13 protein-coding genes are annotated in these 13,690 nt (G+C 67.7%); 6 read left to right on the top strand and 7 right to left on the bottom strand.

Annotation, left to right across the window (positions count from 1 at the left end; genetic code table 11):
• Positions 1–87 precede the first annotated feature (87 nt).
• Genes ACTHJF_RS08995 through cdd form a run of 3 tightly spaced genes read right to left on the bottom strand, consistent with a single transcriptional unit; the run spans position 88 to position 2,002 of the window.
• Positions 88–993 carry a 5'-3' exonuclease gene (locus ACTHJF_RS08995; protein ID WP_440258985.1) on the bottom strand — a complete coding sequence of 302 codons (906 nt, stop codon included), beginning with the start codon at positions 991–993 and terminating at the stop codon, positions 88–90.
• A complete protein-coding gene (locus tag ACTHJF_RS09000) occupies positions 990–1,577 on the bottom strand; it encodes a nitroreductase family protein (RefSeq protein ID WP_440258984.1) in 588 nt (195 codons plus the stop codon). Before ACTHJF_RS09000 ends, ACTHJF_RS08995 begins: the two co-directional genes overlap by 4 nt.
• Before the next feature lie 8 nt (positions 1,578–1,585).
• The gene (gene cdd, locus ACTHJF_RS09005) at positions 1,586–2,002 is read right to left on the bottom strand and encodes a cytidine deaminase (protein WP_440255302.1); all 417 of its coding nucleotides are present in this window, start codon (positions 2,000–2,002) and stop codon (positions 1,586–1,588) included.
• Between the two features lie 162 nt (positions 2,003–2,164).
• Between cdd and ACTHJF_RS09010 the strand changes: the two genes are divergently transcribed.
• Positions 2,165–3,265, top strand: a complete 1,101-nt coding sequence (locus ACTHJF_RS09010) for an NAD(P) transhydrogenase subunit alpha (protein WP_440266814.1) — start codon at positions 2,165–2,167, stop codon at positions 3,263–3,265.
• A 76-nt stretch (positions 3,266–3,341) separates the two neighbouring features.
• Here the strand turns inward: ACTHJF_RS09010 and ACTHJF_RS09015 are convergent, their stop codons facing one another.
• From ACTHJF_RS09015 to ACTHJF_RS09025, 3 genes are read right to left on the bottom strand one after another with little or no spacing between them, the layout of a single operon-like run.
• Positions 3,342–3,890: a DUF3106 domain-containing protein gene (locus ACTHJF_RS09015; protein ID WP_431634011.1), complete on the bottom strand. Its 549-nt coding sequence runs from the start codon at positions 3,888–3,890 to the stop codon at positions 3,342–3,344.
• Positions 3,891–3,893: 3 nt separating this feature from the next.
• Positions 3,894–4,277: a hypothetical protein gene (locus ACTHJF_RS09020; RefSeq protein ID WP_431634010.1), complete on the bottom strand. Its 384-nt coding sequence runs from the start codon at positions 4,275–4,277 to the stop codon at positions 3,894–3,896.
• The gene (locus ACTHJF_RS09025) at positions 4,274–4,852 is read right to left on the bottom strand and encodes an RNA polymerase sigma factor (protein ID WP_440266837.1); all 579 of its coding nucleotides are present in this window, start codon (positions 4,850–4,852) and stop codon (positions 4,274–4,276) included. Before ACTHJF_RS09025 ends, ACTHJF_RS09020 begins: the two co-directional genes overlap by 4 nt.
• A gap of 153 nt (positions 4,853–5,005) precedes the next feature.
• Between ACTHJF_RS09025 and ACTHJF_RS09030 the strand changes: the two genes are divergently transcribed.
• Together ACTHJF_RS09030 and ACTHJF_RS09035 are read left to right on the top strand one after the other, a co-directional pair.
• Positions 5,006–5,314 (top strand): NAD(P) transhydrogenase subunit alpha, encoded by a 309-nt coding sequence (locus ACTHJF_RS09030; protein WP_431634009.1) that lies wholly within the window; start codon positions 5,006–5,008, stop codon positions 5,312–5,314.
• On the top strand, positions 5,314–6,747 hold the full coding sequence (locus ACTHJF_RS09035) for an NAD(P)(+) transhydrogenase (Re/Si-specific) subunit beta (RefSeq protein ID WP_440266815.1): 1,434 nt from the start codon (positions 5,314–5,316) through the stop codon (positions 6,745–6,747). The genes ACTHJF_RS09030 and ACTHJF_RS09035 overlap by 1 nt, the downstream gene beginning before the upstream one ends.
• Positions 6,748–6,760: 13 nt before the next feature.
• Here ACTHJF_RS09035 and ACTHJF_RS09040 read toward each other — a convergent pair whose 3' ends face one another.
• On the bottom strand, positions 6,761–7,168 hold the full coding sequence (locus ACTHJF_RS09040; protein WP_440266816.1) for a hypothetical protein: 408 nt from the start codon (positions 7,166–7,168) through the stop codon (positions 6,761–6,763).
• Between the two features lie 223 nt (positions 7,169–7,391).
• On the opposite strand from ACTHJF_RS09040, the gene sufT reads away from it, so the two are divergent.
• The 3 genes from sufT (at position 7,392) to ACTHJF_RS09055 (ending at position 13,633) form a co-directional block, all read left to right on the top strand.
• Positions 7,392–7,949, top strand: a complete 558-nt coding sequence (gene sufT, locus ACTHJF_RS09045; RefSeq protein WP_431634006.1) for a putative Fe-S cluster assembly protein SufT — start codon at positions 7,392–7,394, stop codon at positions 7,947–7,949.
• Positions 7,950–8,387: 438 nt separating this feature from the next.
• Positions 8,388–10,913, top strand: a complete 2,526-nt coding sequence (locus tag ACTHJF_RS09050) for a pre-peptidase C-terminal domain-containing protein (RefSeq protein WP_440266817.1) — start codon at positions 8,388–8,390, stop codon at positions 10,911–10,913.
• Positions 10,914–11,473: 560 nt separating this feature from the next.
• Positions 11,474–13,633, top strand: coding sequence for a M4 family metallopeptidase (locus ACTHJF_RS09055; protein WP_440266818.1), 2,160 nt, complete (start codon positions 11,474–11,476; stop codon positions 13,631–13,633).
• Positions 13,634–13,690: the final 57 nt, after the last annotated feature.

Raw genomic sequence — 13,690 nt, forward strand, 5'->3', positions numbered from 1 at the left:
CGGGCGATGCTTTGGCTTTTGATGGGACATTTAGAGCGAAAGGCATCGCCCGCCAGCGGGCTCCTACAGGGGGCGGTGATTCGGTGGTCAGGCGTCGGCCAGAGCGCGTAGCCGGGCGCGGGTGAGCGGGCCGAAGCGCAGCTGTTCGCACAGGGTGTCCAGCGCGTCGGCGCGGGCGGGCTGGCGGCGCAGCGCATCGACGCCGTCGGCGATCGGCGCGTCGAGTGCGATGCGGGTGATGCGCCGGTACAGCAGCGCCAGCTCGCGGTGTTCGCGCAATCGTGCGGCGCAGGTGGCTGCGCCGCGCAGGCGCAGGTACGGCACCTCGTCCACACGATCGAGCAGCGCCTCGAGGCTGCCGAAGTGAGCGAGCAGCGCGGCCGCCGTCTTGGCGCCGATGCCGGGCACGCCGGGAATGTTGTCCACCGCGTCGCCGCACAGGGCGAGATAGTCGGCCACCTGGTGCGGATGCACGCCCAGTTTTTCGTGCACGCCGGTCGGACCCCAGCGCAGGTTGCGCGCGAAATCCCACTGCTCGTCGTGCTCGCCCAGTAGCTGGCCGAAGTCTTTGTCGGCTGAGACGATCACGCTGGGCACGCCGTGGCCGCGCAGGCTCCACAACGTGGAGCCGATGAGGTCGTCGGCCTCGTAGCTGTGGTCGATCATCACGTTCACGCCGAGCGCTTCGGTGATCGCGCGGCACAGCACGAACTGGCGCTCCAGATCCGGCGGCGGCAGTTCGCGGTTGGCCTTGTACGGCGGGTAGATCGCGTTGCGGAAGGAGCTGGTGAGCGAGGCGTCGAAGGCCACCGCCACGCGTGTGGGGCGCACCTTCTCCAGCAGCTCGCACAGGAAGCGGGTGAAGCCGTGGACGGCATTGACTGGGTGGCCGTCGGTATCGTGGAACTCGTCGGGCATCGAGTGCCAGGCGCGGAACACGTACAGGCTGCCGTCGATGAGGTGGGCCGACGGGTGGCCGACGACGGCGCTCACGCCGGGTCGCTCCAGTCGCTGAGCAGTTCGGCAAGCGCCGGGCGCTCGCGGTCGGGCACCTCCATCTGCACCGTGCCCAGGTGCACGAAGCCGATCACCTGCTCGTGCTGGGCCAGCCCCAGCAGCGAGGCGACCTCGGTGTCGTAGGCGGCCCAGCCGGTGAGCCACTGCGCGCCGAAGCCCAGCGCTTCGGCACCGAGCAACAGGTTGTAGGCCACGCAGCCGGCGCTGAGCTGCTGCTCCAGCGGCGGCACCGAGCTGGTGGGGTCGATGCGGCTGACCACGACGATCACCAGTGGCGCGAAGGTGTAGCGCAGCCGCTCCTTTTCGCGCTTGGCCTCGGACAGTTCCGGGTTGCGCGCGATGGCCCGCGCGGACAGCCGTTCGCCGAAGCGCCGCTTGTGCTCGCCGCGCAGGGTGACCAGCCGGAAAGGCACCAGTTTGCCGTGATCAGGCACGCGGATCGCCGCCTCCAGCAGCGCGGTGAGCGTGCCCGGATCGGGCGCCGGTTCGCCGAGCTGGCGTGACGGCGGCGAATGGCGACGGTGGAGCAGGGCGAGCGCATCGGCGGGTGAGGGAGGCATCGGGGTACTCAGCAAGGCGGGAGCATTTTGAACGAGTCGGGCAACAGTCTGGCGACCGTGGTTTCCTGCACCTGATCGCCGAGGTTGCCCAGCACGACGGGCATCGCCTGGTGGCACAGTTCGGCCATCACTTGGCGGCAGGCGCCGCAGGGGCTGACCGGGCCGGGCGTGTCGGCCACCACCGCCAGCGCGGCGAAGTCGCCGGGTTGGCAACCGGCCGCCACGGCGGCGAACAGCGCGGTGCGCTCGGCGCAATTGCACAGGCCGTAGGCAGCGTTCTCCACGTTGCAGCCGTCGAAGCGGCGGCCGTCGTGGGTCAGCACGACCGCGCCGACCTGGAAGCGGGAATAGGGGGCGTAGGCGCGTTGGCGCGCGGCGCGCGCGAGGTGCAGCAGTTCGTCGACAGGCAGGATCGTGGCAGCCATCAAGAGGTCTCCGCGTGACCCCGCGGGGCACTCACGGGCGACCGTTGGCGGGCCAGTCTACTGCGCGCGGCCGGCGCGTTCATCCCGCGCCGGGGCGGGCGCAGTCGCCAAGCGCCGGTGGCCGCACTACGATGCCGTGACCTATCCAACAGGGCATGCACGATGGCGATCACCGTGGGCGCATTGCGCGAGACCGCCGCCGGCGAGCGGCGGGTGGCGATCACGCCGGAGATGGCGAAGAAGATGCGCGGCCGCGGCTGGCGCGTGCTGCTGGAGCGCGATGCCGGCGCCGCGGCGGGCTTCCCCGATGCGCTGTATGCCGATACCGAGTTCGCCAGCGCCGCCGAGGTCTGCGCCCAGGCCGACGTGCTGGCCTGCGTGCTGCCGCCGGCCGATGGCGCCATCGCCGACCTGCGCGAAGGTGCCGTGCTGGTGGGCCAGCTGCGCCCCTACGGCGCGGCCGCGCGCATCGCCGCGATGTCGGCCCGCAAGCTGGCCGCCTACGCGCTGGAGCTGCTGCCGCGCACCACTCGCGCGCAGGCGATGGACGTGCTCAGTTCGCAGGCGGCGGTGGCCGGCTATCGCGCCATGCTGATCGCGGCCGAGTCGGCGCCGAAATTCTTTCCCATGCTCACCACCGCCGCCGGCACCATCCGCCCGTCGCGCGTGCTGGTGATCGGCGCCGGCGTGGCCGGGCTGCAGGCGATCGCCACGGCGCGTCGGCTGGGCGCGCAGACCGAAGGCTACGATGTGCGCCCGGAAACGCGCGAACAGGTGGAGTCGCTGGGCGCCAAATTCCTGGAGCTCGGCGTCAGTGCCGCCGGCAGCGGTGGCTATGCGCGCGAGCTGTCCGCCGAGGAGCGCGCCGCGCAGCAGCAGGCGCTGGCCGATCATCTGAAGAACGTCGACGTGATCGTCTCGACTGCCGCGGTGCCGGGCCGTCCCGCGCCGAAGATCCTCAGCGCCGCGATGGTCGCCGGCATGAAGCCCGGCGCGCTGATCGTGGACCTGGCCGCCGAGAGCGGCGGCAACTGCGAGCTGACCCGGCCGGGCGAGCGCGTGGAGCACGGCGGCGTGAGCATTCTCGGCCCGCTCAACCTGCCGGCCGGTGCGCCGCTGCACGCGTCGGAAATGTACGCACGCAACGTGTTCAACTTCGTCGAGCTGCTGATCAAGGACGACACGGTGGCGCCGGACGATGCCGACGAGCTGGTCGCCAAGAGCTGCGTCACGCGCGGCGGTACGGCGCGCTTCACCGGGTGAGCCGGCGCGTGGTCGCGCACCGCTGAAAACGCAAACGCCCCGCGATCTGCGGGGCGTTTGCGTTTGGCCTCTCGCTTCAGCGGCCGCCTGGGCCCGGCGGCCTGGCACCGTCCGCGCGCGGATGGTGCGCTGGCCCCATCTCGCGCAACCACTGCTGGCGCTGCTCGATGGTCTGCGAACGCCATTTGCGCAGCAGCTTCTCGCGCTGCGCCGGCGGCATCCGCTGGAACTGCTGGTAGGCGTGATGCAACTGTTCGCGCTGTTCCGGCGGCAGCTCGTGGAACTTGCGCATGTTCTCGCGGGCCAGGTGGCGCTGCTCCGGCGTCATCGCGTGCCAGCGCGCGATGCGGTCGCGGATCTTGTCCTGCTGCTCGGGCGGCAGGGTGAGCCAGTGCTCGGTCTTGTCCAGCATGTGCGCCTGCTTGCGCGGCGGCAGGGTGTCCCAGTCGTCCCGCATCGGGGCCAGCAGCGCGCGCTGCGGTGCGCTGAGCGTGCGCCACGGTTGGGGTGCGGCGTGGGCCTCGCGTGCGGGGACTTCCTGGGCGTGCAGCGATCCGGCGTGGCCGGCGAGCAGGCCGCCGCAGAGCAGCAGCGTGGAAGCAAGGTGGCGTAGTGACGGATGCATGGCTCAGCGCTGCGCCGGGGCGGAGGTGTCGTTGGCCGCCAGCCAACCGTAGAAGTCGAGGTTCTGGTACAGGGTGGGGTCGGCGCTGTCGGCATCCGGCGGCAGGTCACTGTCCTCCTGCGCCAGCACGTTGCTGGCGACGGGTGGCGCGACCTGCACCGGGATGCCGCGGTGCGTCGGCCACGTCATCAGGGCAGCCAGCGCCACCGCCGCGAACGCGCCGGCGGGCAGCAACAGGCGGGCGGCACGGCGCGCGGGGGGCGCCGGCTGCAGCGCATCGTGCCGCGCGGCGCGCAGGCGTCCGGTCATGGCGGGGTCCAGTTCCTGGGCCGCCTGGCGGTAGAGCGCACGGGCGCGCTGTTCGAGGCGTTCGTCGGGCGAAGTCATCGCCATTCCTCCAGTTGGTCGCGCAGGTGATGCATGGCGCGCGACAGGTGGGTTTTCACGCTGCCTTCGGAGCAGCCCATGGCGCGGGCGGTCTCGGCCACGTCCAGGCCTTCGAGCACACGCAACATGAATGCTTCGCGCTGGCGCTGCGGCAGGTTCTTGACCGCGGCGGACATGTCGCGCCACGACTGGGCGTCCTGCAGCCGGTCCTGCGGCCCGGGGCCGGTGTCGGCCGGCTCCCACGTCGGCAGTTCGTCGCCGTCGCCGTCGCGGCCGCCCCCGAGCCAGCCGACCACGATGGAGCGCACTTTGCGCCGCCGCTGCAGGTCGACGATGCGCCGGCGCAGGATGCCCCAGAACAGCGGAGTCCATTCGCTGGCCGGTTTGTCGCGGTAGTGCCGCACCAGCCGCAGCATGGCGTCCTGCACGGCGTCGAACGCGTCTTCCCGATGGCCCAGCTGCAGTTCAGCCATGCGAAACGCCCGCCGTTCCACCTGCGCCAGGAAGGCGTCCAGCGTGGCCGGCACGCTGCGTTCGCCAGCCTCGTCGGCAAGCGCGTTGTCGGTCATCGGCATGGCAAGGCTGTTCATCGGCTCCACATCCACGGTGTCCGGCGGGGCCTGGCGTGGCGCCATCGGTTCGCTCCCCGCACTCAACGCGGCAGGCTCGCACGCGTTGACGGGCAACCGTATGATGCGGAAACCACGCCGTTCGGGCAGGGAGGGGTCATGATCGACGGTTTCCTGGCGCTGTATATCTTCATGCTTGCCGCGTTCACCGGGTACGAGATCATCGCCCGCGTGCCGGTGATCCTGCATACCCCGCTGATGTCCGGCTCGAACTTCATCCACGGCATTGTGCTGGTTGGCGCGATGATCGCGCTAGGCCACGCGCAGACCACCTTCGAGACGGTGATCGGCTTCATCGGCGTGCTGCTGGGCGCCGGCAACGCGGCCGGCGGTTACGTGGTGACCGAGCGGATGCTGGAGATGTTCAAGTCCAGCAAGCCGGGCGCAACCAAGCCAGGGAGCCACTGATGAGCTGGCTGCCGACCCTGATCAAGGCGTGCTACTTCATTGCCGCCGCGCTGTTCATCCTGGGCCTCAAGCGCATGAGCTCGCCGCGCACTGCGCGTGGCGGCATCGTATGGGCCGGCTACGGCATGCTGCTGGCGGTGCTGGTCACCTTTGCACTGCCGGACATCCACAACCGTGCGCTGATCGGCGTGGCGGTGCTGCTGGGCGTGTCCACCGCGTGGTGGACCGGAAAGCGTGTGGCGATGACCGACATGCCGCAGATGGTGGCGCTGTACAACGGTATGGGCGGCGGTGCGGCTGCGGCGATCGGCGCCGCCGAGCTGGTCGGCTTCGCCGGCAGCGCGGTGGTGCTGCTGGATGGCGCCAAGTTCAGCGCCGATCCCACTGCGACGCCCGGCATGGCGCAGCTGGTGCTGGGCGTGCTGGGTGCGCTGATCGGTGCGGTGAGCTTTTCGGGCTCCCTGATCGCCTTCGCCAAGCTGCAGGGCTGGCTGGACCGGCGCTTCGTGTTTCCCGCCCAGCGCGTGGTCAACCTGCTGGTGCTGGCCGGCGCGGTGGCCTGCGGCGCCTGGCTGGTGGCTGGCCACCTCACGCTGCCGGTGATCGTGGCGTTCTTCGCGCTGGCGCTGGCGTTCGGCCTGATGATGACGCTACCGATCGGCGGCGCCGACATGCCGGTGGTGATCTCGCTGTACAACGCGTTCACCGGGCTGGCTGTGGCGTTCGAGGGTTTCGTGCTGGACAACGAGGCGATGATCATCGCCGGCACCGTGGTCGGCGCGGCTGGCACGCTGCTGACCCAGCTGATGGCCAAGGCGATGAACCGCTCGATCGGCAACGTGCTGTTCGGCAGCTTCGGCGTGGCGGCCGGCGGCGAGGCGCAGGCCATTACCGGCAGCCAGAAGCCGATCGAGGCCAGCGACGTGGCGGTGATGATGGCGTACGCCGAGCGCGTGGTGATCGTGCCCGGCTACGGCATGGCCGTGGCGCAGGCGCAGCACAAGGTGTGGGAGTTCGCCAAGCTGCTGATCGAGCGCGGGGTGAAGGTGAAATTCGCCATCCACCCGGTGGCTGGGCGCATGCCGGGCCACATGAATGTGCTGCTGGCCGAGGCCGGTGTGCCGTACGACCTGATCGCCGACATGGACGACATCAACCCCGAGTTCCCCAACACCGACGTGGCGCTGGTGATCGGCGCCAACGACGTGGTGAACCCGGTGGCCAAGACCGATCCGGCCTCGCCGATCTACGGCATGCCGATCCTCGACGTGTCGCTGGCGAAGAACGTCATCGTGATCAAGCGCGGCCGAGGCACCGGCTTCGCCGGCATCGAGAACGCGCTGTTCTACGCCGACAACGCCCGCATGCTGTACGGCGACGGACAGGCCGCGGCCGGCGAGCTGGTGGCGGCGCTGAAGGCGCTAGAGAGCTGAGGGCAGGGCGCGTTCAGCGCCCGATGCTGCGGCGCGCCGTCCATGCCGCCACGGCGGCCCCTGCGGCGAACCACGCCAGTTGGGCGACGTCGAGCGAGAGGCGCATCAGCGACCACAGCATGCCCGCGCCAGCAATACGCATGGCTTCGATAAGGCCCATGTCCATGTTCCCGGCGAGCCGGGCGGCGGCGATCAACGCGCTCACGTAAGAGGCCGCGAGCAGGGTGGCCAGTGCCGCCAGCAGCGCCGCGCCCCGCCGTGGCAGCACCCAATGGGCGATCGCCCAGCCGAGCAGCGCCCCCAGCGGCACCGCGAGCCAGGGCAGGGAGCTGCGCAGGTAGGCCGTCGGCAACATCCACAGCGCGCCGGCGGCGAGGCCGAGCATGGCTGCGCTGATCGCTGCGAAGGCATTGGCGAACATGCGGCGGCGCCGCGTCATGGCGCAGCGCGCCGAAGGGAAGGCAGCATCGTGCAGCGGGCCTGAGGCAAAGCGCGGATGATAACGCGTGCGGGTGGGAGCGGCCCCGTGCCTTGATTCCCGGGCCCGCCAGCCCGATCTGCATTGGGCAGCCGGTCGGGGTGGGCGGCATAATGGGCAATTCGGCGCGCCACGGGCACGCGTTCACGGCATCGGCAGGATAGGCATGAGCGGTTTCAGTCTGAGCAGCGAACCTTTCACCCTCGAGCGGGACTGCACCGCGGTGATGGTGCCGCAGGGCGAGACGGTGGTGCTGCCGGCCGGCCAGATCGGCTACATCACCCAGGCGCTGGGCGGCAGCTTCACGGTGTACGTGGAAGGCAACCTGTTCCGCATCGCCGGCAGCGAGGCCGACGCGCTGGGCAAGGAGCCGCCACCGGCGATCGAGCTGGCGGACGACGCCAGCGATGATGACGTCGAAAAACTCGTGTGGCAGCAACTGCGCACGGTGTTCGATCCGGAAATCCCGATCAACGTGGTCGAGCTCGGTCTCGTCTACGACGTGAGCCTGGAAAGCACCGCGGCCGAGCAGCGCAAGGTGTACGTCAAGATGACGCTCACCGCGCCGGGATGCGGCATGGGTGACATCCTCGTCGACGATGTGCGTACCAAGCTCGAGCTCATTCCCACCGTCGCCGAGGCCGACGTGGATCTCGTGTTCGATCCGCCGTGGAATCACTCGATGATGTCCGACGCGGCCAAGCTCGAGACCGGCATGCTCTGAGCATGCTGGGGGGGCATCGCGGAGGCGCTTTTCAGAAGTGGTTTCCGAAAACGGCACGGGCGCAATTTGATGCGCTTTTTGACGCAAGAAATTACACTCTAAGTAATTGAGCGCGAAAGATTTTGCGTTCGTGACTTACGTCACTCCCCATAAGAAATTTTCCCGCTTGTTGGCCTGAAAAGCAGGTCCTAATGTCCCGGCCATTCGTTGGTCAGGAGACCAGCGACTGATCCCGTGGAATCAGCCGGCAGCGACGCTGCTTTCGACTCCTGGATCGCGTGTCGCCCCGTCATGGAATGACAAGCGCCGGCGGCGGTCGATCGACAGGCATCGCATCACACCATCCGTACTCGGAGCCGCACCGCAATGCGGCGAATTGTTCATGGGGTCTTACGGCCGCATCGGGCTGTTGCGCCCCTAAAAAACCAGGAGCTACACATGGCAGTGAATTTTCGACTGAAGGCGCTGGCCGCGGCGATCGCCGTGGTCGCCGCGCCGGCCGCGTTCGCGGCGGGCAGCAACACCATGGTGAAGGTGGCCGGTCCACTCGCCCTGCATCAGGGCGACGTGGTGACGGGTGCCGTTGCCGCCTCGCAGCCCATGCACATCGAAGTGGCGCTGAAGCTGCGCAACCAGAGTCAACTGCACGCCTTCCTGGCCGCCGCCCGCAACCCCAGCCTGCTGATCGCCAAGCGTACGATGACCCCCGCCGAATTCCGTGCGCAGCATTCGCCGACGGCTAATCAGGCGCAAGCTGTGGTGGCCTACCTCAAGGCGGCGGGCTTCTCCAACGTGGTGGTGGCGTCGAACAATATGCTGGTATCGGCGGACGGTACCGCAGACGTGGTCAAGGCGGCCTTCAGCACCACGTTCGCCCATGTGCGCACGGCACGCGGCCGGGAAGGCTTCGCCAACACCAGCGAGATCAACATTCCGTCGGCGCTGAAGGACAGCGTGCTGTCGGTGATCGGCCTGCAGGACGTGCACCGGCCGCACACTTTCATGAAGCTGCAGAGCGGGCTCACCCCCCAGGCCATCACAGGTCATAACCCAACCGAGTTCTCGGCGATCTATGGCGGCTCCGGACAGACCACCGGCGCGGGTGTCACGGTAGGCATCATCACCCAGGGCAAGATCACCCAGACGATCACCGACTTAAACAGCTTCACTTCGCAGAATGGCCTGCCGACCGTCACCACGCAGACCATCAACACCAACGGCACCAGCACCGATACCAGCGGGCTGGGCGAATGGAACCTGGACAGCCAGGACATTGTCGGCGCGGCCGGTGGCCAGGTCGGCGGGATCATCTTCTACAACATCCCGACCCTGTCCAACGCCAACCTCACCGCCGACATCAACAAGATCGTCTCGGACAACCAGGTCAAGATCATCAACGTCTCGTTGGGCGAGTGCGAGACTGCCACCCAGCAGGATGGTTCGGCGGCGGCCGACGATCAGGCCTTCCAGCAGGCCGTGGCACAGGGTCAGACCTTTTCGGTGTCCTCGGGCGACTCCGGTGCCGACGAGTGCGGTGACGGTGGCATCACGCCGAGTTATCCGGCCAGCTCGCCCTACGTCGTCGCGGTGGGCGGCACCACATTGAACGCGTCCACCACGACCTGGACCAGCGAGGTGGTGTGGAACGACCTGTCGGCGAACGAGGGCGCTACCGGTGGCAGCCCCAGCCTGTTCGAGCCGCAGCCCACCTGGCAGTCCGGCGTGGTCTCGGGCAGCAAGCGCGGCGTGCCTGACATCGCTTTCGATGCGAGTCCCAACTCCGGTGCGAAGGTGATCGTCAGCGGCGCCACCCAGCAGATCGGCGGCACCTCGCTGGCGGCGCCGATCTTCTCAGGCATCTGGTCGCGGGTGCTGGCTGCCAAGGGGAGCAGCATCGGCTTCGCGGCGCCGCTGATCTATCAGTTGCCGTTGGCCGACTTCCATGACGTCACCTCGGGCAACAACAGCGGGGAAACCGCAGGGGTGGGTTACGACTTCGCCACTGGCTTCGGCAGCCTGATCATCAACAAGCTGATCGCTGACGTGGGCGGCGGTGGCGGCAGCACCAATGTGCCGCCGGTGGCGAATTTCAGCGACAGCGTCAGCGGGCTCAGCGTGAGCTTCACCGACAGCTCCACCGACAGTGATGGCTCCATCGCGTCGCGTTCATGGAACTTCGGCGATGGCGGCACGTCCACCGCCACTAACCCGAGTCACACCTACGCGGCCGCCGGCACCTACAGCGTCGCCCTGACGGTCACTGATAACAGTGGCGCCACCAACACCAAGACGCAGTCGGTGACGGTGGCCGGAAGCGGCGGCGGTGGTAGCCAGCTGCAGAACGGCGTTGCCCTCACGGGGCAGGCGGCAGCCACCGGCGCGGATCTCAGTTATACGGTGGTGGTGCCGGCTGGCGCGACCAACCTGGTGATTGCCAGCTCCGGTGGTACGGGCGATGCGGACCTGTACACCAAGTTCGGCTCTGCCCCGACCCTCAGCAGCTACGACTGTCGTCCGTATGTCACCGGCAACAACGAAAGCTGCACGGTGGCCTCGCCGCAGGCGGGTACCTACTACGTCAAGCTGCATGGTTACTCGGCCTTCTCCGGCGTGACCATCAAGGCGACCTGGAGCACCGGCGGTAGCGGCGGCAGCAACGTGCTGCAGAACGGCGTGCCGGTGACCGGGCTCTCCGGTGCAACGAACGCCAAGCTGTATTACACGGTGCAGATCCCGGCCGGAGCGACCAACCTGGCGATCACCACCTCCGGTGGCACGGGTGACGAAGACCTGTACGTGAAGTTCGGCGCCACGCCGACCACCAGCAGCTACGACTGCCGTCCGTACGTGACTGGCAACAGCGAGAGCTGCACGGTGGCGTCGCCGTCCACCGGCACGTACTACATCATGCTCAACGGCTACAGCGCGTTCTCGGGCGTCACGCTCAAGGCGACCTGGAACTGAGTCATCACCATCGTGCGTGAAGGCCGCTGGAGATAGGCGGCTGCACCTGAAGTCCCGCGGCCCCGGTCAAGGATGACCGGGGCCGTTTTTTATGGCGGCGGTGCGAGTGCGTCATGCGCTTGACGGGGGTCACAAGTTTGACGCCCGATCGAGGTCTGCGTAGAGGCGCGAACGAGGCATCCGGCGTGCAAGAAAATGCGCGCAAGAGCTTGCAGTAGCTGAATTTTCAGCTGATCGCTCGTCGGTCGAGTCGACTCAAGTGACTGTCCCCATAGGAATTATTCACCTTGTTGCGGTCATCCGGGGCGCCTATGGTCAGTCAGTCCGTTGGCGGGGAGGTTGACGGATGATCCTGTGGTTGCCGTAGGAAATTTCGGCAGCCGTCTCATGGTTCGCCGCGCGCTCTGAAAGGAAGCAACGGGGGAGGCCGCAGGCGGGTCGACAGGCATCGCTAGACAATCCAACGAAGTATGGAGCCGCAGTTTTCTGCGGTCACTCATAAATGGGGTCGATGCGGCCGCATAGGGTCCGTTCGTCCCAATAATGTCCAGGAGTCAGCAATGCAGAGCAGTCTTCGCTTGAAAGTACTGGTCGCCGCAATCGGCATGGCCACCGCCTCGGTAGCCACGGCCGCCACCACGCACAGCCTCCACGCACAGAATCTGGGAGCAGTCCCGGCCGCGTCCCTTTCGACGCACCTCGGCCTTGGCGCGAACAGCGCGCTGGTCGCGCGCAGTTCGGTCGCCGTGGCCAATGGTCGCCACGTCGTCCGCCAACAGCAGATGTATCGCGGCGTGCCGGTGTACGGCCGCAGCGTGGCCGTGGTGGAGGACGCCAATGGCAACGCCCTGCGTGCCACCGGTGACCTGGCACAGAACCTCGACTCGGACCTGGTGTCGGTCACGCCGCATCTCACCGCCGCCAAGGCCATCGACGCACTGAAGAGCCACGCGCACACCACACTGGTCGGCGGCGCGAAGATCAGCAACCCGCAGGCTGACCTGTTCGTCTATCCGCAGGACAACGGCCCGGCGCGCCTGGTCTACCGCACCTCGTACGTGGTCAGCGGCAACGGACAGCCGTCGCGTCCCACCGCGATCGTCGACGCCAACACCGGCGAAGTGATCCAGAGCTGGAACGGCCTGACCTACGCCTCGGCCACCGGCCCGGGCGGCAACCAGAAGACCGGCCAGTACATCTACGGCACCGACTACGCCGCGCTGGACGTGACCCAGTCCGGCAGCACCTGCACGCTGAACAACACCAACGTGGTGACCTACAACCTCAACCACGGCACCAGCGGCGGCTCCATCGTCAGCTTCACCTGCCCCAACAGCAACACCGACGCGATCAACGGCGCCTACTCGCCGGTGAACGACGCCCACCATTTCGGTGGCGTGGTGCATGACATGTATCTGGCCTACACCGGCGCCGCGCCGCTCAACATGAAGCTGCGCATGAACGTGCACTACAAGAGCAACTACGAGAACGCGTTCTGGGACGGCACCGCGATGTATTTCGGTGACGGTGCCAGCACCTTCTACCCCCTGGTATCGCTGGATGTCACCAGCCATGAGATCAGCCATGGCTACACCGAGCAGAACTCCGGCCTGCAGTACACCGGCCAGTCCGGCGGCATGAACGAGGCGTACTCGGACATCGCCGGTGAAGCGGCCGAGTTCTACGACCGTGGCGCCGCCGACTTCCTGGTGGGGCGCGACATCGTCAAGACCAGCGCCGGCATCGGCGATGCGCTGCGCTACATGTGCAACCCGCCGCAGGATGGCGGTTCGATCGACAACGCCGCGGACTACACCTCCAGCCTCGATGTGCACTACTCCTCGGGCGTGTACAACAAGGCGTTCTGCCTGTTGGCCAAGACCAGCGGCTGGGACGTGAAGAAGGCCTTCCAGGTGTTCGCCCTGGCGAACAAGTCGTACTGGACCGCAACGTCCACCTTCAACTCCGGCGCCTGCGGCGTGGAGTCGGCTGCGACCGACCTGGGCTACAGCTCCAATGACGTGGTGACCGCGTTCAATGGCGTGGGTGTGACCTGCCCGGGCGGCGGCGGCGGTGGCGGCGGCGGTGGCACCACCGAGCTGCAGAACAACGTGGCCGTCACCGGCGTCAGCGCTGCGACCGGCGCTGACAACGACTACTTCATCACCGTGCCGTCCGGTGCGACCAACCTGGTGATGTCGATCTCCGGTGGTACCGGCGATGCCGATCTGTACACCAAGGCAGGCAGCGCGCCCACCACCAGCAGCTACGACTGCCGTCCGTACAAGACCGGCAACTCCGAGAGCTGCACCGTCGCCTCGCCGGTGGCGGGCAAGTACTACCTGAAGGTGCACGGCTACGCGGCGTACTCCGGCGTCACGGTGAAGGCCTCCTACTCCACCGGCGGTGGTGGCGGTGGTGGCACCGGCGGTTCGGTCAGCCTGCCGACGGTGAACACGGGTGGTGTTTCCACGACCTACACCCAGGCTGTCGCTGCCGGTCACACGGTGACCATCTCGATCTCCGGCGGTACTGGCGATGCGGATCTGTACGTGAAGGCGGGCAGTGCGCCGACGACCTCGAGCTACAACTGCCGTCCGTACAAGACCGGCAACAACGAGAGCTGCACTTTCACGCCGAGTAGCGCCACCACGTACTACTTCAACGTGCGTGCGTACCAGACGTTCTCTGGCGTCACCCTGACCACGACGGTCAACTGATCCTCACGATCAGCGTGTGAGGTGTAAAACGGAAACCCCGGCTTCGGCCGGGGTTTT

The sequence above is a fragment of the Dyella sp. genome (genome assembly GCF_051962475.1).
In the GTDB taxonomy this organism is placed as follows: Bacteria; Pseudomonadota; Gammaproteobacteria; order Xanthomonadales; family Rhodanobacteraceae; genus Dyella_A.